Genomic DNA, 19,688 nt, shown 5'->3' on the forward strand with positions numbered 1-19,688 from the left:
AAAGAAGGAGCACGCTGTGGATACGGCGCCCTGGATCAGATGTCCAGGAAGCGAACATCCTTCGCGTTGCGCTGGATGAACGACCGCCGCGCCTCGACGTCCTCGCCCATGAGCACGCTGAACAGCTCGTCCGCGACCGCAGCGTCGTCGAGCGTCACCTGACGCAGCGTGCGCGTGTCCGGGTTCATCGTGGTGTCCCACAGCTCGTGGAAGTTCATCTCGCCGAGACCCTTGAACCGCTGGATGTCGTCCGGCTTCGCGTTCGCCTTCTTCTGCTGGCGCAGCGCGATCAGGCCGTCCCGCTCACGGTCCGAGTACGCGTACTGCGCGTCGTCGCCCCGCTTGTTCCACTTGATCTTGTAGAGCGGCGGTGAGGCCAGGTAGACGTGCCCCTGCTCGACCAGCGGCCGCATGAAGCGGAACAGCAGGGTCAGCAGCAGCGTCTGGATGTGCTGGCCGTCGACGTCGGCGTCGGCCATCAGGATGATCTTGTGGTAGCGCAGCTTCGAGATGTCGAACTCGTCGTGGATGCCGGTGCCCATCGCCGTGATCAGCGCCTGGACCTCGTTGTTCTTCAGCACCCGGTCGATCCGGGCCTTCTCCACGTTGAGGATCTTGCCGCGGATCGGCAGGATCGCCTGGATCCGGCTCTCCCGGCCGGACTTGGCCGAGCCGCCGGCCGAGTCACCCTCGACGATGAACAGCTCGGTCTCGCGCGGGTCGGTGGACTGGCAGTCGGCCAGCTTGCCCGGCATCGAGCCGGACTCCAGCAGCGACTTGCGCCGGGCCAGCTTGCGGGCCTGCTGCGCAGCGATCCGGGCGCGAGCGGCCTGGTCCGCCTTCGTGATGATCAGCTTGGCGTCCGCCGGGTTGCGGTCGAACCAGTCGGCGAGCTGCTCGTTCGCCACCTTCTGCACGAAGCTCTTCATGTCGGTGTTGCCGAGCTTCGTCTTGGTCTGGCCCTCGAACTGCGGCTCGCGCAGGGTCACCGAGATGATCGCGGCAAGGCCCTCCCGGATGTCCTCGCCGGAGAGCTTCTGGTCACCCTTGAGGAACTTCTTCTCGATGCCGTACTTGTTGACGATGGTGGTCAGCGCGGCGCGGAAGCCTTCCTCGTGCGTGCCACCCTCGTGCGTGTTGATGCGGTTCGCGAAGGTGTAGACCGACTCGCCGTACGACTCGTTCCACTGCATGGCGATCTCGACGCCCATGCCGGCGTCGTTGTCCTCGGCGCCGAACTCGATCACCGACTTGTGGATCGGGCTCTTCGTGGCGTTCAGGTGGCGCACGAAGTCGGAGATGCCACCCGCGTACATGAAGCTGACGTGCCGGGGCTCGCCGTTCTCATCGGCCGAGTCGGGCCGCTGGTCGGTGAAGTTGATGGTCAGGCCCCGGTTGAGGAACGCCATCTCCTGCAGCCGGCGGTAGATCGTCTGGTAGTCGAAGTCGACGGTCTCGAAGACGTTCGGATCCGGCCAGAACTGCACGGTCGAGCCGCTCTTGTCGGTGGACTCGCCCTTCTCCAGCGGGCCGGGCAGCGAGTTCGTGTACTTCTGGCGCCACACGAAACCGGTCTTGTGGATCTCGACGGCCATCTTGGTGGAGAGCGCGTTGACGACCGAGACACCGACGCCGTGCAGACCACCGGAGACCTTGTAGGCCTGCCCGTCGAACTTGCCGCCGGCGTGCAGCACGGTCAGCGCCACCTCGACACCCGGCTTCTTCAGCTTCGGGTGCAGGTCGACCGGGAAACCACGGCCGTTGTCGGTGACCGAGACCCCGCCGTCGGCGAACAGGACGACGTCGATGGTGTCGCAGTAGCCGGCCAGTGCCTCGTCGACGGCGTTGTCCACAACCTCCCAGACCAGGTGGTGCAGGCCACGCTCACCGGTGGAACCGATGTACATACCGGGACGCTTGCGGACCGCCTCGAGGCCTTCAAGCACGGTGATCGACTCGGCACCGTACTCCTGCTTCTTCTCTGACACCCTCGGCCACTTTCTCGCACCGGGCCCGCGGGCCCCGCACGGGGTTGGCGGGCGATCGGCAGCAGCCGGGCGCGCACGAGGCACCGAAGATGACACCGCGGGGAGAAGCGGACCACCGGTGGAACCATGCGCGCCGGTCGCCGCGGACGGCCCGCGGATCGTGATCGGCTGGAAAAACCGCATAGCGTGACGAAGACGGTTGCGCTGCGTAGACCAAACAGCACGCCAGTCACCGTCAAGCACAGTTTTCCCGGTCGCTGTCGATTCTACTCCGCCGGAACGAGTTGGCGAGGGTGCGGCACCCCTTCCGGGTGCCTGAGACTGCCGTAGCGCGATTGGAGGCGCTACCCACGTGTTCCCCTACACGGAACTGTCCGCCACCGCAACGACAAGTGATACGGCTGTTTCGAGAGTCGGGCGCGCCTGCCGTGCCTGCCCGGCACTCACTGCGACACTGCTCGACAACCGCCCGCACCGGTGTCGTAACCTCCCCGCGCGGGCCGGTGTCGGCCGGGGAACCATAGCCAGGTCTTAGGAGGGGTGGGGTCCGCCGATGGCGCATGACAAGGGCCTGGACAACGTCGCGGTGCACTGGCCGCGGACCAACCAGTACTACGACCCGGTGGCGCCCGCCGAGTTCGTCGACTTCGGAGCCGTCGCGGACCGTCCCGAGATCGCCGCGCCGACCGGAGCGCTGGCTCTGCACATCGCCAAGACCGGCACCGTGCGCGCGACCGCCTACACCGAACTCGTCGACCTGCTGCTCGGTCTGGAGGGCGTGCTCTACGCGACCGACGCGGCCGCCGAGGACGAGGACCCGGTCATCGACCCGGACGGTTGCGCCTGGATCGCCGGCGGCCTGGAGCGCTTCGTCGAGGGCCACGAGAAGTTCGGTGACCTGGTCACCTTCGACACCGTCGCCGAGGTGATGCGGACCGCGATCGCCGGCGGCCGCCTGGCCGAGCAGCAGCTGCGCTGGCTCGATCACCGGCTCGCCGCGCTGCGCGACGACGCCGGCAACGCCCCGCACTGGAGCTTCGCGCGCACCGAGCTCGCCGTCCTGGCCGGCTTCTACCGCCGCTGCGCCGAGCGCGGCTTCGCGATCTTCGCCGATTACTGATCAAGACCTTTCCGGGTACGCCCGGCGCGCACGTCCCGTGAGTCCGGCGCGACCGGCTGCCCGCTCACGGCCGCAACGCGACCGCCGGGAAGACGCAGCACCCAGGCCACGCCGCCGGCGACGGCCAGGAAGATCAGGCCGGAGCCGGCCCAGAAGACCATCGACCGGTACGCGGCCGCGCGCTCGACGCGTTCGCGATGGCCCACCCCGGCCGTGAGCAGCTCGTTGCCGCTGCACAGTGAGGTGGAGCCGTCCTGTGCGTAGATCCGGTACCGCCCGCCCGGTTCGAAGCTGTATCCACAGGACGTCTCGTCGTCCGATGTGGTCAGTGTCACGATCGACCCGACGGCGCCCCTCGCGACGGACTCCACGGCGAACGCCACCTGCCGGCCCGCCGCGGCCGGCCGCACCGACTGCACGACACCGACGAACGCCACCTCGGCCCGGGCCCGGTCGGTGTCCGCGGGACCCGCGCACGAACAGGCCCACGCCGGCTCGGCCGCCGCAATCGGTATCGGGGCCAGCACCAGCAGTAACAGGACCAGCAGGCGGCGAAGACTCATACCCTTAGAGACGCCGCCGACCGCGAAATGGTTTCAGCCGTAGGTGTCGCGTGGTCCACGGCCCTGCACCCGGCGCGGCCCGCGGCTCCAGGACGGCGCCGCCGGCCCGTGGATGTTGAGCCGGGTCACCACGTTGTGGCCGACCTCGGCGGCGATCTTCTGCAGCAGGGTGCCGGCCAGCAGCCGCAGCTGGGTGGCCCAGGCGGTCGACTCCGCCTCGACCGTCAGCACGCCGGACTCGAGCTTGATCGGCCGGCTGTGCGCCGCGATGTCCGGCCCGACCACCTTCTCCCACGAGCCGAAGACGGTGGCCTCGGCTTTCGGCTTCTCCCAGCCGCGAGCTTTCATCAGCCGGTCCAGCACCGCTCCGAACAGCTGTGGATCCCGCGGGTCCGGTCCGGGACCGGAATAGCCACGCAGCCGCCGCTCGCCACCCCCACCGGTCCGGCGGCGCGGTTTGCGGGCGGCGGCGTCCCGGCGCCGGGCCAGGGCCGCGTCGAGCACCGCCCGGGCCAGGTCCGGCCCGGCCTTGTCGCCGAATTCCTCCACAGGCTGTGGATAACCACCCTCGGCGCTCTCAGACGCCGCTGAAGCGTCCGGCCGCCCGGGATCCACCCTCCGGCCTGGCTCGGGATCTCCCGAAGCGCTGAGGGGGCGCTGAGGCCGCCGCAGCGGCTCGTCAGATTCAGACACGGATCACCGATCCGGTGGTGACGTCGAACCGGGCACCGCGCAGCGCGGCCGGCACATCCTCGGGCACCGCGCAGGTCACCAGCAGCTGGGCCGCGTCGGACACCAGCGCGGCCAGCCGGTCACGGCGGCCGGCGTCCAGCTCGGCGAAGACGTCGTCGAGGACCAGCACCGGCTCGATCCCCTCGGAACGCAACAGGTCGTAGGCCGCCAGCCGCAGCGCCAGCGCGAACGACCAGGACTCGCCGTGGCTCGCATAGCCCTTCGCCGGCAGATCGCCCAGGCTGAGCGTGAGGTCGTCACGGTGCGGGCCGACCAGGGTGGTGCCCCGCTCGATCTCCGCGGCCCGGCGCTCCTGCAGCGACTCCAGCAGCGCCGCCTCCAGCGCCGGCCGGTCGGCGGTCAGTGACTCACCCAGCCGCGACGTGTACGCGATGGCGGCCGCCGTCCGCCCGGCGGCGACCGCGTCGTAGGCCTTGGTCAGGTGCGGGCCCAGCGCGGCGGCCAGCTCCAGCCGGCCGGCCAGCAGCTCGGCGCCGTGATGGGCGAGGTGGTGGTCCCACACCGCGAGGGTGGACAGGTCCTGCCCGCGGGAGCCGCCGACCTTGCGGGTCAGGTAGGCCGTGCGCAGCAGGGCGTTGCGCTGCTTCACCACCCGGTCGTAGTCGGCGCGCACGCCGGCGAACCGTGGCTGCCGGGCGACCAGCAGGTCGTCGAGATAGCGGCGGCGCTCGGACGGATCGCCGCGGACCAGCTCCAGGTCCTCGGGGGCGAACAGCACCATCCGCAGGGCGCCGAGCACCTCGCGGGGCCGGCGCACCGGGGAGCGGTTGAGCCGGGCCCGGTTGGCCTTGCCGGGGACGATCTCCAGCTCGACCAGCAACTCGCGTCCATCATGGACGATCGCGCACCGGATGACGGCCGAACTCGCACCGGCCCGGACCAGCGGGGCGTCGGTGGCCACCCGGTGACTGTCCAGAGTGGCCACGTAACCGAGCGCCTCGATCAGGTTGGTCTTGCCCATGCCGTTCTGGCCGACCAGCACGGACACGCCGGGGTCGAGATCCACGGCCACGCGCTCATAGGAGCGGAAGTCGGTGAGCTCGACCCGGCGCACGTGCATGGATCAGCGCTTGACGGCGTGGCCGCCGAACTGCTGGCGCAGCGCGGCGACGGCCTTCATCGCGGGCGAGTCGTCCTGCCGGGACTCGAACCGCGTGAAGATCGAGGCGGCCAGGACATGGGCCGGAACCGCGAGGCGGACGGCCTCGTCGACGGTCCACCGGCCCTCGCCGGTGTCCTCGACGTAGCCCTTGAGGTTGGCGAGCGTCGGGTCCTCGTCGAGCGCCCGGTCGAGCAGGTCGAGCAGCCAGGACTTGACGACACTGCCCTCGCGCCAGCTCTTGATGACCGCGGGCACGTTGTCGACCAGCTCGGACGCCAGGAGGATCTCGTAACCCTCGCCGTACGCCTGCATCATGCCGTACTCGATGCCGTTGTGGATCATCTTGGCGTAGTGGCCGGCGCCGTGCGTGCCGGCGTGCGCGAAGCCGAACTCACCGGCCGGCTTGAGCGCCTCGAAGATCGGCTTGCAGTGCTCCACCTGCTCGGCGTCACCGCCGACCATCAGGGCATAGCCGTTCGTGATGCCCCAGACGCCGCCGGAGACGCCGACATCCAGGTAGTGGATGCCCTTGGTCTTCAGCCGGGCCGCCCGCGGGGCGTCGTCGGTGAATTTCGAGTTTCCACCGTCGATGACGATGTCGCCCGGGGAGAGCAGCTCCGCGAGCTCGTCGATGGTGTCTTCAGTGATCTTGCCGGCCGGCACCATGGTCCAGACCACACGCGGACCGGACAGCTTCTCGACCAGCTCGGCCAGGCTGGCGACGTCACGCTTGTCCGCATTGTGGTCGAAACCGACGACTTCGTGCCCGGCAGCACGCAGTCGTTCCCTCATGTTGCCACCCATGCGGCCGAGACCGATCAGGCCGAGTTGCATGGTCTTCCCCCTAGAAGTGCGAATGTTCCTCGCTCAGTATCAGCGGGTTACCCGGATCGGCATGATCAGATAGCGGTATCCCGGGATGATTTCGCCACTTTCGCCAGCGGGGGAGATCACAGCAGGCTTGAACGCGTCGACGAAGGAGAGCACCGCGGTCGGGGCGCCGAGGTTCTGCAGGCCGTCGATCAGGTACTGCGGGTTGAAGCCGATGGTCAGCGGCTCGCCGGTGAAAACCGCCTCCATCGCCTCGCTGGCGCGTGCTTCCTCGGTGGTCCCGGCTTCCACCACCAGACCGTCCTCGCTGAAGCTCAGGAGCACCGGAGTGGTGCGCTCGGCGACCAGCGCGACGCGGCGGACCACCTCGACCAGAGCGGAGACCGCGACCCGGGCCTCGGCGTTGTGCGACGCCGGGAAGAGCGAGCGCACCGGCGGGTAGTTGGCGCCGTCCAGCAGGCGGCTGGTGGTGCGGCGGGTGCCGCCCGCGAAACCGATCATGCCCTCGCCGGCGCTGCCCTGGGCCAGGGCCAGCGTGACCGAGCCGCCGAGCGGGCCCAGCGCCTTGGCGGTGTCGTTCAGCGTCTTCGCCGGGACCAGCGCGTTCAGGCTGATCTCCGGGTCGTCCGGGTTCCACTCGATCTCGCGCATCGCCAGGCGGTAGCGGTCGGTGGCGAGCATGGCCATCGTCGTGCCGTTCAGCTCCAGGCGCACACCGGTCATCATCGGCAACGTCTCGTCACGGCCGGCGGCGATCGCCACCTGGGACACCGCGGCGGCGAAGACAGCGGCCTCGACCGTGCCCGCGCTGGACGGCATGTCCGGCAGCGTCGGATAGTCCTCGACCGGCATCGTCGGGAGGGTGAACCGGGCGCTGCCGCAGACCAGCTCGAGGTGCGCACCGACAGCGGCGATGTCCACCGGCTTGCCGGGAAGGGCCTTGGTGATCTCGGCGAGCAGCCGGCCGGAGACCAGCGCCGCACCGTCGGCGTCGGCCTGTACCTCGACGCTCACCTGGCTGGACACCTCATAGTCGAAGCCGGAGACCTGCAGTCGGCCGTCGGTGACTCGCAGCAGGACGCCGGCGAGCACCGGAACCGAGGGCCGGCTGGGCAGGCTCTTGGCTGTCCAGGCCACGGCGTCGGCGAGTGCGTCTCGCTCCACTCGGAACTTCATGCTCTCCTCCGCGATGCTTCCTCTACAGGGGCGTCGACCCCACTGAACTCTATGGCTCCGGCGGTATCCGTGCGCGCCCGACCCCGGGTGCTGTGGAGGACGAGCGAGAGCAACCGGATCGGTCCCGTCCGGCTGTCGATGCCGAACCCACCGGATCCGCTTCGCCTCGCTGCCGAGCGGGCCCACCCTGCTTCCGGTGCTGATGTTCCCGGACCCGCTTCGAGCCGCGAGCGGCCCATCCACACCTTCCACAACGCTGATGATTGGTTTTTGTTTTCTTAGAAGAGATATCTAGTCGTCTTCATCGGTGCTGTGCATAGTGTGGAGAACTTGCGTTCTTGCAGGTCACAGGGTTATCCACCGGTGATTCACATGTGGGCAACCGGGGTACAAACCCGGGTCTGCGTCCACAGTTGCCGACGTGACGGGCGTTGTCCACCGTTGTCCACCGGTTGTCCACCGGCTATCCACCGGGTTTATCCCCTGTCCTGTGCATAACGCTGGGACGCTAACGACTCGTCGTCCCCAGAACCTTCAACAGGTAATCCACAGTCGTCCACAGGGGGTGGACAAGATTATGACGCTCCGTGTCTGTCCACATCGATTTCCCCAGGTCTTATCCACATCTGTGCGGTGCGGTGTCAGGAGATGTCCACCGTCTGGGGAGAAAGCCTGTGGACGCCTGTGGATTGGTGTGGAAAAGGTTGGCACGAAACTGTCACGTCGCGACGTTGACAACTCGACGTGGATCGCCCTCGAAGACAGATATTGATGCAGTCAAATCTGGCGTCTGAGCTGGGATGATCTGGGTACAACCTGTGGACAACCCGGTGTAAAGCCGGTGGATAACTCTCGGGCAGGCGCTAAAGGGCCTGTTCAGGGCGTTCTGCCCTGCGGTGGGCCTGCCTGTGGGTTACGCGTGCAACGGGCTCATGGCGCGTCGCGGCCCGCCGGCTGTGCACAACCGGCTCGGTACGCCCTGTCGACGGCGCCCATGGGGATGTGGACGGCGGGGCCGGTGCTTCGCGGGCCGCCACGGGGCCGGGGATATCGCGGGAGCCGCGACGGTGAGTGGGCAGCACAGCCCGGCGGCCGGATGAGGGCGCAACCATCTGCCCGGCCAAGACGCGAGGCGGGGCCCGCGGCTTGCGGTTGGGGCGGTGTAGCTCGTACCCCTCAGGTGTTTTGTTTGATCCGGTTGGTGAGCTCGGCGATCTGGTTGTAGAGCGAGCGCCGCTCGGCCATGTGCTGACGGATCTTGCGGTCGGCGTGCATGACCGTGGTGTGGTCGCGACCGCCGAAGGCTTGGCCGATGCGCGGCAGGGAGAGGTCGGTGAGCTCGCGGCAGAGGTACATGGCGACCTGGCGGGCGTTGACCAGCACCCGCGAGCGCGAGTGGCCGCGCAGGTCTTCCAGGCTGACGCCGAAGTAGTCGGCGGTGGAGACCATGATCTGGTCGGCGGTGATCTCCGGGCCGGCGCCGTCCGGCATGAAGTCGCGCAGGACCTCTTCGGCGAGGGAGAGCTGGACCGGGGATCGGGTGAGGCTGGCGAACGCGGTCACCCGGATGAGGGCGCCCTCGAGTTCGCGGATCGAGTTGGAGACGCGGCTCGCGATGAACTCGAGGACGTCGTCGGGCGCATACATGCGCTCCTGGGCGGCCTTCTTCTGGAGGATCGCGATTCGCGTCTCCAGGTCGGGCGGCTGGATGTCGGCGAGCAGGCCCCACTCGAAGCGGGTGCGCATGCGGTCCTCGAGGGTGGCCAGCTGGCGCGGCGAGCGGTCCGAGCTGATCACGATCTGCTTGTTCGCGTTGTGCAGCGTGTTGAACGTGTGGAAGAACTCCTCCTGCGTCCGCTCGCGGTTCTCCAGGAACTGGATGTCGTCGATCAGCAGGATGTCGACGTCGCGGTAACGGCGCTGGAACGCCTGCGTCTTGTCGTCTCGCAGGCTGTTGATGAAATCGTTGGTGAACTCCTCGGTCGACACATAGCGGACCGAGCGCGCGTGGCCCAGGGTGGTGGCGTAGTGGCCGATCGCGTGCAGGAGGTGCGTCTTGCCCAGCCCGGAGCTGCCGTAGATGAAGAGCGGGTTGTACGCCTTCGCCGGCGACTCGGCGACCGCCACGGCGGCGGCGTGCGCGAAACGGTTGGACGAGCCGATGACGAACGTCTCGAACATGTACTTCGGGTTGAGCCGGTTGCCGTCGTTGCCGCCCGGGCGCGGTGAGGTGCCCGGGCCGCGCAGGTCGATCGGCGGCCGGCCGGGGCCGTTGTCGCCGCGGGTCGGCATCTCGTCGCGGCGGTCCGCGAGCATGCCGGACCGCTCGTCCGGGCGGCGCTGATTCTCGCGCAGCTGCGACGGGTCGGCGGCCATCCGATGGGCGACCGTGTCGTTCTGCGGTTCCGGCCCTTTCTCACCCGGGCGGGTGGCGGCCGGCCGGTTCATCGGCGGCGCCGGCGGGACCTGCGGCGGCTGCGGCATCGGCATCGGGTCGGCGAAGAGCGCCTCCTGGCCGTCGCGCGCCGTCGGCACACCCCGGGAGTACGGCGGCTGCGGCGCCGAGTGCTGCGCGGACCCGGTGGGGTACGGCTCGTGCTGCTGATAGGGCTGTTCCGTCGGCCGCTGCGGTCCCGGGTAACCGGGCAGTTCCGGCTGGTAGGGGCCGGGATCGGCGTAGTGCCGCGGCTGCGGCTCCATCGGCCGCTGACCCGACTCGACCGGGGTGCCGTAAACAGTGCCCGGCCCGCCCGAACCGTCCTCCGGAGGGCGGACGGTGACCGCCACCTGTATGGGGCGGCTCAGCCGGCGGGTGAGCGCCTCGGTGATCGCCGGGCGCATCCGCGACTCGATGACGTCACGGGTGAATGCGTCCGGAACTGATAGCAGTGCGGTGTCCTCGACGATCGCCCGCAGCCGGACCAGCTGTAAATAGGCGCGCTGCTGCGGCGAGGCGATCTCGTCAGACAACTCACCCAGAGTTGCCTTCCACACCTCGCTCAGGTCGACCTGATCGGCCACCGCCGCGCCACCCCCATCGCCACCGACCCCCGGTGGACCGTTGTCCGGCCTTCCGCCTGTGCCTGTCGGCGCCCGTGCAGGCAACCGATCGGCCCCAACCCAGCACAGTCAACGTGCTGAACACGCACGGCGCCACCGGCTATCCACAGGTTATCCACAACCTGTGGTGTTGCCGGTGGCCGCTCCCGGCCGGAGTGGTCGGCAGATTTACCGGAGCCTGTAGTGGCGCGGGCTGAAAACAGGCTCACCGTGGCGAACGATCCACCTGCTTGTCCGGTTTTGGCCGCCGCTTCGCGGTCTGCGAACGGCCGGTGAGACCAGCAACCGCGCACGCTAACAGCGGTGACAGGTGGACTACAACCGCCCGCTTGACCATCCCCTGCCCGTCAGCGGGAAAAGATTCACTTTGTGCGTGGAAAGACCAGCTCTGTACCGGCAGCCCCCGCATGTCGGCGTGCCGACCCAGGATATGGTTGACCGCTGCAACCCCTCTCCGTAGGGTTGGGCGGTTGCTCCGCCGCGCTCTGCTAAAGTGGCGTCTTGCAGCGGATGCCCCCTGGACGTAGTACGAAGACGGAGTTTTCACGTGAGCAAGCGCACCTACCAGCCGAACAACCGCCGGCGTGCCAAGACCCACGGCTTCCGGCTGCGCATGCGCACCCGTGCCGGCCGCGCCATCCTGTCTGCCCGCCGTACCAAGGGCCGCGACAAGCTGTCGGCCTGAGCCGACGGTTAGTCAGGCCGGAATGCCCAGGTAGTCGTGCTGGCCGCGGTGCAACGACTGCGGCGTAGTGCGGACTTCGCCGCAGCGATTCGCGGTGGCCGTCGCGCTGGTCGCGGCACCCTGGTCGTTCACCTGCTTGTTGACGAGCCGGCGCTCGCCTCCACGGCGCGCGCCGGCTTCGTCGTGTCCAAAGCGGTGGGCAATGCTGTGACGCGCAACAAGGTTCGGCGGCGCCTGCGGCACCTGGTCCGGCCGTTGCTGGACGAGTTGCCCGCCGGGACATCCCTGGTGGTCCGGGCACTGCCGCCGGCCGCCGACGCCTCCTACGCCGTGCTCGGCGCCGATCTGGAGGGGGCACTGGCGGCGGCCCGTCGACCCCGGCGGCCCCGATGAGCGTCGCTGCCCGGCTCCTGACCGCGGCCGTCGTCGCGTACCGTCGATACTTGAGTCCGGTGCTGCCGGCCCGCTGTCGGTTCTACCCCTCGTGCAGCGCGTACGCCCAGGAGGCGCTGGCGCGGCACGGTGCGTTACGGGGCACCGGTCTGGCGATCTGGCGGCTCCTTCGTTGCCACCCTTTCCACCCTGGCGGGTACGACCCGGTGCCTGACCCGATCCGTCACCGTCCTGCCGATGTGACTGGAGCTTAGATTGAGTCTCGACTGGATCTACTACGCCATTTCGTGGATCCTCCTGCGCTGGCATGCCTTGTGGGAGGCGATCGGCGTCCCCGACGGTCGCGTCCTGGGTACGAACTGGGCCTGGATCCTCGGCATCCTCTTCCTGGTGGTGACGCTGCGCGTCATCCTCTTCCCGGTCTTCGTCAAGCAGATCAAGAGCCAGCGCGCCATGCAGGCGCTGCAGCCGAAGGTCAAGGCGCTCCAGGAGAAGCACAAGGGTGACCGGGAGACGCTCCAGAAGGAAATGATGGAGCTGTACCGGACCGAGAAGGCGAACCCGCTGATGGGCTGCCTTCCGATGTTCCTGCAGATCCCCGTCTTCTTCGGCCTCTTCCACGTGCTGCAGCACCTGGACCCGTCGATCAGCGACAAGTACAAGCAGCTGTACGGCTGGTCGCTGGAGCAGTTCAACAGCGCGGCCGACGCGCACCTGTTCAACGCGCCGATCAGCGCCAAGTTCGGTTCGAGCGCGTCCGAGCTCGCCGCCCTCGGTGCGAACGGGACCACCGTCAAGGTCCTCGCCGGCATCCTGGTCCTGATCATGATGGGGACCACGTTCCTCACCAGCCGTCAGATGATCCTCAAGACCGGCTGGGCCGAGGACCCGCAGCAGAAGATGATCCAGCGGCTGATGCTCTACGGCATCCCGTTCTCCCTGCTGATCTCCGGCGCGCTGTTCCCGATCGGTGTGGTCATCTACTGGGTGACGAACAACCTGTTCACGCTGGCCCAGCAGCAGTGGGTGCTGCGGAAGTTCCCGCCCGTGCAGATGGCCGGCGCCAAGACCTCGTCCTCGGCGCGTCCGGCTTCGTCCGGCGCCCGGGCCGGCAACAAGAACCCGGTGCAGCCGGCCCGTACCGGTGGCCTGTTCGGCAAGAAGTCGGCTCCCGAGCCGGTCAGCCCGGTCGTGGACACCAAGGCTCTCGCCCCGAAGCCCGGTGCCAAACCGGTGAATCCGAAGAAGGGTGCCCGGCCGGCCAACAAACCCAAGGGATGATCGCGGCCTGACCGTCCTACCGCCCTGATCGGATGGTGGGACCCAGGCGCTCCCCCTGGACAAGACCTCCCCGCGCCGCCGGGAACGCACCTCGGCAGCGCGGGAAACAGCGGACCGACCTCGGTCCGGCCCGAACACAACGGAGATGAGACCGTGACCGACACCAGCACTCCCCCTTCCGCCGAGTCGTCAGCAGAGGCGGTCGAGCCGGCCGCTGCCGGCGAGTCGACCGGAGCCTCGGCTGAGGCGAAGAAGTCGGAGAGCGTCGCCTCGGACGGCGACCTGTTCCGCCAGAGTGAGATCGCGGCGGACTATGTCGAGGGTCTGCTGGACATCCTCGACTACGACGGTGACATCGACGAGCTGGTCTCGGCCGGCCGGCCGATGGTCGAGGTGGTCGGCGGCCGGCTGCAGCCGCTCGTCGGTCAGCGCGGGGCCACGCTGGAGGCCCTGCAGGAACTCACCCGCCTGGCGATCTTCCGGGCCACCGGCTCGCCGAGCCGGCTGCTGCTGGACATCGGCGGCTACCGCGCGGCCCGCCGCAAGGAACTCGCCGCGGTCGCCCGCAACGCTGTGGAGAAGGTGAAGGAGCACGGCGACGCGGTGCGCCTGGAGCCGATGTCGGCCTTCGAGCGCAAGTGCGTGCACGACGTGGTCAACGCGATCCCGGGCGTGCAGAGCGAGTCCGAGGGTGTGGAGCCCAACCGGCGCATCGTGGTGCGTGTGGCGGACTGACATGACGAACCCACGCTACGGCGAGGGGGATCTCGGCCCGGGCGTCGATGCGCCCGGGCCGACGTCTTTCCCGCTCACCCTCCCTCCGGAAGAGGTCGCGGTTGCGGCCGCTGAGGTCTTTCAGGACCGGCTTTCGCTGGCCGGCCGGTATGCCGAGCTGCTCGGGACCGAAGGTGTCGTTCGTGGCCTCATCGGGCCGCGGGAGACGCCGCGGCTCTGGGAGCGGCATTTGGTCAACTGCGGGGTTATGTCCCAGATAATCCCGTTCGGCGCTTCGGTGGTTGATGTCGGTTCTGGGGCTGGTTTGCCCGGTATCGTGCTGGCAGTGGCCCGACCGGATCTTGCAATCACGCTGGTTGAGCCGCTGGCCCGGCGGACTGCCTTCCTGGAAGAGGCGGTGGAGACGCTCGGCCTGGACGGCAGTGTCACGGTCATTCGGGGGCGTGCCGAGGAGGTGGCCGGGCACCTGCCCGGCGCTGACATCGTCACGGCACGGGCGGTGGCAGCGCTGGACAAGCTCGCCGGGTGGTGCCTGCCGTTGGCGCGGGTCGGTGGGCGGCTGCTGGCGCTGAAGGGCGCTTCGGCGAGTGAGGAGATCGCCTCGCATCGGGAGGCGGTGGCTGCGCTCGGCGGGGGTGAGCCGGAGGTGCGGCTCTGCGGGGTCGGGTTGATCGAGCCGCCGGCGACGGTGGTTGATGTCGTCAAGGAGCGGGAGGCCGTTCCTGGGCGGGGTCGTGGGCGCGGAGCTGCCGGATCGCGAGGTGCGGTGGGTGGTGGTCGCGGCTCCCGTGGCGTCGGTGGTGCGGGTGGTGCTGGTGGTCGCGATGCCGGTGGTGGTCGCGGCTCCCGGGGCGCGGGTGGTGTGAGTGGTGCTGGTGGCCGTGGTGCTGCTGGTGATGCGGCGGCAGGCGGTGGCCGACGGGGTGATGGTCGGGGGAGATCTCGGAGGGGATAGATGGCTGGGCGGGGTGGGCGTAGGAGGAACGGCCGAAAGTCGCAGCCCGCTTCGCCGGGGGGTCGATCGTCGTCTCCGCTTTTGTCTTCGTCCTCGCCTCCGCTGACGTCGTCCAGTTCCCCCGCGTTGCCGCCTTCGTCGACGCTTCCCCTGACGTCGTTCAGTCCCCACGCGTTGCCGCCTTCGTCGACGCCTCCGCTGACGTCGTCCAGCGTCCCCGCCTTACCGTCTTCGTTGTCTCCGCTCTCGCCTTTGTCCTCGGATTTGCCGACTCTGACGTCGTCTGTGCCTGGGTCAGCTTGTGCGTCTGGGTCTTCTTCGCGGTCCGCGTTCACGCCTTCGATCGGGGCAGCCCTCGCGTCTGCACCTCCTTTCGCCTCGCCGCCCCCGGTGCCCTTGCCCGCTCTCGAGTCCGCCTTTGCGTTCGAGCCCTCTTCTGCCTTTCGTTCTGATGCTTCAAGGCACGTCACGCTGATGGCTCGTGCCGGCGATTCCGATACCGGATCGGGTGAGACGCAAACTGACGGTGGATTCTCGTTCGCGCCGGCAGGCATACCGATTGGTGGAACTCGCTCGGCTGCGGCTCCGCCAGCCGTCGCGGCTGCGCCTCTAAATGAAGGCTGCCTCCTGACGCGGGGGCCTGGCATTTCTCCGCTGGGCGGCCTACTGCTCGCGCAAGGCAGAGCGATGGTCACTCCGCCGGACGAGGACGTCGCCGCGAGCGCCGACACCCTGCCGACGGACGAGGACGTCGCCGCGAACGCCGAGACCTTGCCGACGGACGAGCCAGGCAAGGCCAGATCAGACCTTCCAGGGCAGCTTGCGGTCAGCATTGCAGGCGACACGACGGTACGAGGTGAGCCGGGCGCCGCCACTTCGCCGTGGATGGGGTCAGCCATTCGTGGCGAAGAGACTCGGACCGACGCTGTGTCCTGGACGATCTGGGCACCGAAGGATCAGGCCGAGAAGAGCTTCGGGCCGGTTCTGGTGCCACTCAGTCCGGCGCCCGGACGGCCACTGCGAGCGGTAGTCGGATCGGAGGACGCGGCGCCTCGGCTGCACGGTGTGCCCGAGCTGGCGTATTGCTGTTTGCAGACATTGCCCTGGCCGGTCGGTGTGGTGGCGAGTCCCGGGGTGGACGGCGCGGAATCATCGAGCTTGTCGTGGCCGACGGTTGCTGAGACGGGCTGTCAGGCGTCCGGCCGGCGGTCCGCGGTGAGTGGCAGGACGACCGTGCGGCGGACGTTTCCGGTCACGGGAGTTGACGGGAAGGCACCGTTCTCGGCGGGCGGTAGCCGTACCGGGGATGGTTTTGACCTTGGGTTTGGGGGTTGGATGCGCCTCGTGCCGGGCGTCTTGGTGTTTGTGGAGGCGTCTGGCGGCGACGCGGGGACGTTGCGCTCGACTCATCGGACACAGGACCATGGCGGCGCATGCCCGCCGCCCGTAGGCTGGCTGGGCGTCGATAGTGTGGACCGGATCTCTTCCGCCGGAACGCACGTTTCGCCGACCGACCCGTTCCTAACCAACAGGGATAAAGCGGTGCATGAGTACGGTGTTTCACGTGAAACCGAGTCGCCTCTCGACAGGCCGTCGGGAATGAGCGTGGGCGGACTGCACGCTGGCGAACAAAACGTTCCGCAGCCCCGAGCGGGCGGGTACGGGTCGCCACCGCAGTACGGCTACCCCACGCCACAGCCGCAGCAGGCTGCTGAGGATTTCCGCGGGCCAGCCCCGGCGCCGAGGTCGGCGCCGCCAGCGGTGCCCGTTCCAGCCGCCTCCGGCTCGGCGAGCCCCATATCGGCGGCACCGGCCTCCGGAGTGCCATCGTCGGCGGTGCCGGTTCAGTCCACCGAGCATGTTTCACGTGAAACGCCGAGCTCGGATGAGGACGATCCGCCCCTTGCCATGGAAGCGTTGCGAGCTGTGCAGATCCTCAACCCCAGCGGCGAGATCATCATGCCGCGCCCGGACCACCCGAGGGTGATTTGCGTCGCCAACCAGAAGGGCGGCGTCGGTAAGACGACGACCACGGTGAACCTGGCGGTCGCGCTGGCACTCCACGGCAACCGTGTGCTGGTGGTCGACCTGGACCCGCAGGGCAATGCCTCCACCGGTCTCAACGTGCCGCACCACGCCGGGGTGCCGGACGTCTACGACTGCCTGATCGACAACGTTCCCCTGGCCGAGGTGGCTCAGCCGGTCGAGGGCATTCCGAACCTCTACTGCGTGCCGGCCACCATCGACCTGGCGGGTGCGGAGATCGAGCTGGTCTCGGTCGTTGCTCGCGAGTCGCGGCTGGCGCGGGCTATTGCCGGTCATCCGGAGAAGTTCGACTACGTGTTCATCGACTGCCCGCCGTCGCTTGGCCTGCTGACGGTCAACGCGCTCTGCGCGGCGCAGGAGGTGCTGATTCCGATTCAGTGCGAGTACTACGCGCTGGAAGGGCTGAACCAGCTGATCAACAACATCAACCTGGTACGGCAGCACCTGAACCCGACGCTGGACGTGTCGACCATTCTTCTGACGATGTACGACCGTCGTACCCGCCTGGCGGACGCGGTCGAGCAGGACGTGCGGAACCACTTCGGAGCCAAGGTTCTGAACGCCGTAATTCCCCGGAACGTGCGGGTATCGGAGGCTCCCAGCTACGGCCAGTCGGTGATGACCTACGATCCGGGATCACGGGGTGCGACCAGCTATTTTGAGGCAGCCCTGGAGATCGCGATGCGTGGGGTCAACACGGGAGGCACGGCATGAAGAACCGTCCGCGGGGTGGCTTGGGCCGCGGCCTGGGCGCGTTGATCCCCACGGCGCCGGCTGCTGAACCAGCGGCACCTGTCGAGGCGGTTCCCGAACCAGTCGCTGTGCCGACGATGGCACCTCCGGTGGTTGCTCCCGCGCCTGTGCCGGCCGCGCCGGCGCCGGTTGCGACCGCACCCGCCGAGGAGGAGTTGGCGCCGGTGCCCGGTGCCCGATTCGCGGAACTGCCCGTTGCGGCGATCGAGCCGAACGCCAAGCAGCCCCGTCACGTCTTCGACGAGGAGGCGCTGGAAGAACTCAAGACCTCCATCCAGGAGGTCGGTTTCCTGCAGCCGATCGTCGTCCGGGACATGGGCGACGGCCGGTACGAACTGGTCATGGGTGAACGCCGTTGGCGGGCCGCCCAGGCGGTGGGCAAGGAGACCATTCCGGCGATCGTCCGGGACACGCCCGACGATGCGATGCTGCGCGACGCGCTGCTGGAGAACATCCATCGTGCGAACCTCAACCCGCTTGAAGAGGCGGCTGCTTACCAGCAGCTGCTGGAGGAGTTTGGGGCCACCCACGAAGAGCTTGCCCGTCGGATCGGGCGGAGCCGGCCGCAGATCTCGAACACGATCCGACTGATGAACCTGCCGGCGCCGGTGCAGCGCCGGGTGGCGGCGGGTGTGCTGTCGGCCGGGCATGCGCGGGCGCTGCTCGGGTTGGACGACAGCCAAGCCCAGGATGATCTCGCGAAGCGGATCGTGGCCGAAGGTCTTTCGGTGCGGGCGACCGAGGAGATCGTTGCGCTGGCGATCGCGGACGGGCCGGTGAAGAAGGCGGCGCCGACCCGGCGGGCGAAGGTGCACGCGCCGGCGTTGAACGATCTGGCGGAGCGGCTGTCGGATCGGTTCGACACCCGGGTGAAGGTCGACATCGGGCGGAACAAAGGCAAGATCACGATCGAGTTCGCGACGGTGGATGATCTGGAGCGGATCGTCGGGATGATCGGTGTGGAGGAGGAGGGCGCTCCTCGGGCTGGCGACGCCGAGGAGTGAGCTCCGGGGGTTCCTGAAGGCGCGTGGGGGTTCCACGCGCCTTTGTGGTTTCTGGGTGAGGCTATGGATGGCGCGGCCTGACCCGGGATTGTTGCGAATCGGGCGAAGGTAATTCAAGCTCGCGTTTTGAAGTGCGGTGGAGTGGTGGGTCGGCGGCTCCGAAATCCCAGGAGAATGGCTCTGAGGGAACCGTGATGAGGCGGTATTTCGCTCTGGTTCAGGAGCCTTGTCACGGTCTTCTGCCGCTTGATCAAATACGGCCTATTGTCTGCTCTGCCGGACTCGTGCTCGCGCAGTGATGCGAGGGGCCTCTCTGCCGGTCCACCAGTCGGTGATCTTGCTGCCGGCGCAAGTATGTGAAATCGACGTGCGCGCAGCAAGCGGTTGACCGCCATACGAGTGATCCTCGGATTGGCAACGGGAGATGGTCTCTGCTCGGACGTCTGAAGTGTGGGCTGAGGTCGGCTGAGAACGGTGAGTGCCCGTGCGGGCGCCGCCTTGGAAGCGAGTTGGAAAGCGCGGTGTGACTGAGCACCGGATCCGCATGCCGTGAAGATCACGAGTGAGATGGCGAATGCTGATAAGGGGCGATGGTTGTCCTGGCGAATCAGGGGAATGAAGATCGCTCTGTGTCTGAGTGAAGCTGTGCGCACATCGTCTTAGCGGTTTGCGTCGTATCCGCCTGGCCGCGGCGCCGGCGTCACCGCCAGCCGTGCTCGCCCTAGCTACTTGATGCTGAGATCGCTGAAGACCTGGGCGGCTGTGTAGGTGTCATTCTCTGCTACATGCAGAGCGGTGGTGACCTTGGCGGGTTCAGGTCTTGGCCGCGGGTTGAGGTCGAGGGACCACAGGGCTGGTGGGTTGTGGTCGACGGCCCTCGACACTGTGGAACGAGGAGGCATGTAGGGCCGCGGCAAATTGGGGCTAACAGCGACGCGTTGGAAGCTCGGCGACGTGACATGTCAACGCTCTTCCGTCCCAGCGACGGCCTGACGAGGTATTGGCGAGGCCGGCATGACACTGGCAGGCGGCGGACATGCGGGCCGCGGAACAAGGTGGCGTCTCGGCCGAGAAGCACCTCTAGCTGCCTAGGTGAGCGGCGCCGTCATGTTTGCGGTTCTCGCCGACCGAGCGTTGGCATAGGCATCTAGTACTGCTACGGCGGATCACTACTTCGAGTAGTTCTGGATCGTTTCCCGGACGTGGTCACGGTTGAGCAGGTGCAGGGTTGGGACGAGGCGTT

General features: G+C 68.1%; 15 protein-coding genes and 1 pseudogene. 9 read left to right on the top strand and 7 right to left on the bottom strand.

What is annotated here, in order from left to right; genetic code table 11:
• Positions 1-35: 35 nt before the first annotated feature.
• Positions 36-1,988, bottom strand: a complete 1,953-nt coding sequence (gyrB, locus tag AB0F81_RS20055) for a DNA topoisomerase (ATP-hydrolyzing) subunit B (protein ID WP_360199302.1) — start codon at positions 1,986-1,988, stop codon at positions 36-38.
• Positions 1,989-2,541: 553 nt separating this feature from the next.
• Between gyrB and AB0F81_RS20060 the strand changes: the two genes are divergently transcribed.
• The gene (locus AB0F81_RS20060; RefSeq protein ID WP_360199304.1) at positions 2,542-3,108 is read left to right on the top strand and encodes a hypothetical protein; all 567 of its coding nucleotides are present in this window, start codon (positions 2,542-2,544) and stop codon (positions 3,106-3,108) included.
• Here AB0F81_RS20060 and AB0F81_RS20065 read toward each other — a convergent pair.
• From AB0F81_RS20065 to dnaA, 6 genes are all read right to left on the bottom strand, one after another.
• Positions 3,102-3,671 carry a hypothetical protein gene (locus AB0F81_RS20065; RefSeq protein WP_360199306.1) on the bottom strand — a complete coding sequence of 190 codons (570 nt, stop codon included), beginning with the start codon at positions 3,669-3,671 and terminating at the stop codon, positions 3,102-3,104. The two genes, AB0F81_RS20060 and AB0F81_RS20065, sit on opposite strands and share 7 nt — an antisense overlap.
• A 33-nt stretch (positions 3,672-3,704) precedes the next feature.
• Complete coding sequence (locus AB0F81_RS20070) at positions 3,705-4,220, bottom strand: DciA family protein (protein WP_360199308.1); 516 nt, start codon at positions 4,218-4,220, stop codon at positions 3,705-3,707.
• 136 nt (positions 4,221-4,356) lie between these two features.
• A complete protein-coding gene (recF, locus tag AB0F81_RS20075) occupies positions 4,357-5,484 on the bottom strand; it encodes a DNA replication/repair protein RecF (protein ID WP_360199310.1) in 1,128 nt (375 codons plus the stop codon).
• A 3-nt stretch (positions 5,485-5,487) separates the two neighbouring features.
• Positions 5,488-6,360, bottom strand: coding sequence for a phosphogluconate dehydrogenase (NAD(+)-dependent, decarboxylating) (gnd, locus tag AB0F81_RS20080; RefSeq protein WP_360199312.1), 873 nt, complete (start codon positions 6,358-6,360; stop codon positions 5,488-5,490).
• Positions 6,361-6,399: 39 nt separating this feature from the next.
• Positions 6,400-7,533: a DNA polymerase III subunit beta gene (gene dnaN, locus AB0F81_RS20085; RefSeq protein WP_360199314.1), complete on the bottom strand. Its 1,134-nt coding sequence runs from the start codon at positions 7,531-7,533 to the stop codon at positions 6,400-6,402.
• A gap of 1,176 nt (positions 7,534-8,709) precedes the next feature.
• The gene (gene dnaA, locus AB0F81_RS20090; RefSeq protein ID WP_360199316.1) at positions 8,710-10,554 is read right to left on the bottom strand and encodes a chromosomal replication initiator protein DnaA; all 1,845 of its coding nucleotides are present in this window, start codon (positions 10,552-10,554) and stop codon (positions 8,710-8,712) included.
• A 586-nt stretch (positions 10,555-11,140) separates the two neighbouring features.
• Between dnaA and rpmH the strand changes: the two genes are divergently transcribed.
• The 8 genes and pseudogenes from rpmH to AB0F81_RS20130 all read left to right on the top strand — a co-directional run bounded on the left by rpmH (position 11,141) and on the right by AB0F81_RS20130 (position 18,445).
• Positions 11,141-11,278, top strand: a complete 138-nt coding sequence (gene rpmH / locus AB0F81_RS20095) for a 50S ribosomal protein L34 (protein ID WP_014448226.1) — start codon at positions 11,141-11,143, stop codon at positions 11,276-11,278.
• Positions 11,279-11,314: 36 nt separating this feature from the next.
• Positions 11,315-11,671 (top strand): ribonuclease P protein component, encoded by a 357-nt coding sequence (gene rnpA / locus AB0F81_RS20100; RefSeq protein ID WP_360199319.1) that lies wholly within the window; start codon positions 11,315-11,317, stop codon positions 11,669-11,671.
• Positions 11,668-11,925, top strand: a complete 258-nt coding sequence (gene yidD, locus AB0F81_RS20105) for a membrane protein insertion efficiency factor YidD (RefSeq protein WP_360199321.1) — start codon at positions 11,668-11,670, stop codon at positions 11,923-11,925. The genes rnpA and yidD overlap by 4 nt, the downstream gene beginning before the upstream one ends.
• 1 nt (position 11,926) lies before the next feature.
• Complete coding sequence (gene yidC / locus AB0F81_RS20110) at positions 11,927-12,952, top strand: membrane protein insertase YidC (protein ID WP_360199323.1); 1,026 nt, start codon at positions 11,927-11,929, stop codon at positions 12,950-12,952.
• Between the two features lie 153 nt (positions 12,953-13,105).
• Positions 13,106-13,687 (top strand): R3H domain-containing nucleic acid-binding protein, encoded by a 582-nt coding sequence (locus AB0F81_RS20115; protein WP_360199325.1) that lies wholly within the window; start codon positions 13,106-13,108, stop codon positions 13,685-13,687.
• Position 13,688: 1 nt separating this feature from the next.
• Positions 13,689-14,642, top strand: coding sequence for a 16S rRNA (guanine(527)-N(7))-methyltransferase RsmG (gene rsmG, locus AB0F81_RS20120; RefSeq protein WP_360199327.1), 954 nt, complete (start codon positions 13,689-13,691; stop codon positions 14,640-14,642).
• A gap of 1,857 nt (positions 14,643-16,499) precedes the next feature.
• Positions 16,500-17,402: pseudogene (locus AB0F81_RS20125) on the top strand (ParA family protein); the annotation flags it as partial.
• Positions 17,399-18,445, top strand: a complete 1,047-nt coding sequence (locus AB0F81_RS20130; protein WP_360199329.1) for a ParB/RepB/Spo0J family partition protein — start codon at positions 17,399-17,401, stop codon at positions 18,443-18,445. The pseudogene AB0F81_RS20125 and the gene AB0F81_RS20130, both read left to right, overlap by 4 nt.
• Positions 18,446-19,688 lie beyond the last annotated feature (1,243 nt).

Origin of the sequence: Actinoplanes sp. NPDC024001, from assembly GCF_040638955.1 — a bacterium.
GTDB lineage: Bacteria > Actinomycetota > Actinomycetes > Mycobacteriales > Micromonosporaceae > Actinoplanes.

Bases quoted from the DNA above. Each gene is read 5' to 3' on its own strand.
- AB0F81_RS20060 (WP_360199304.1), top strand. From the start codon at position 2,542: ATGGCGCATGACAAGGGCCTGGACAACGTCGCGGTGCACTGGCCGCGG.
- AB0F81_RS20065 (WP_360199306.1), bottom strand. From the start codon at position 3,671: ATGAGTCTTCGCCGCCTGCTGGTCCTGTTACTGCTGGTGCTGGCCCCG.
- recF (WP_360199310.1), bottom strand. From the start codon at position 5,484: ATGCACGTGCGCCGGGTCGAGCTCACCGACTTCCGCTCCTATGAGCGC.
- gnd (WP_360199312.1), bottom strand. From the start codon at position 6,360: ATGCAACTCGGCCTGATCGGTCTCGGCCGCATGGGTGGCAACATGAGG.
- dnaN (WP_360199314.1), bottom strand. From the start codon at position 7,533: ATGAAGTTCCGAGTGGAGCGAGACGCACTCGCCGACGCCGTGGCCTGG.
- yidD (WP_360199321.1), top strand. From the start codon at position 11,668: ATGAGCGTCGCTGCCCGGCTCCTGACCGCGGCCGTCGTCGCGTACCGT.
- rsmG (WP_360199327.1), top strand. From the start codon at position 13,689: ATGACGAACCCACGCTACGGCGAGGGGGATCTCGGCCCGGGCGTCGAT.
- AB0F81_RS20130 (WP_360199329.1), top strand. From the start codon at position 17,399: ATGAAGAACCGTCCGCGGGGTGGCTTGGGCCGCGGCCTGGGCGCGTTG.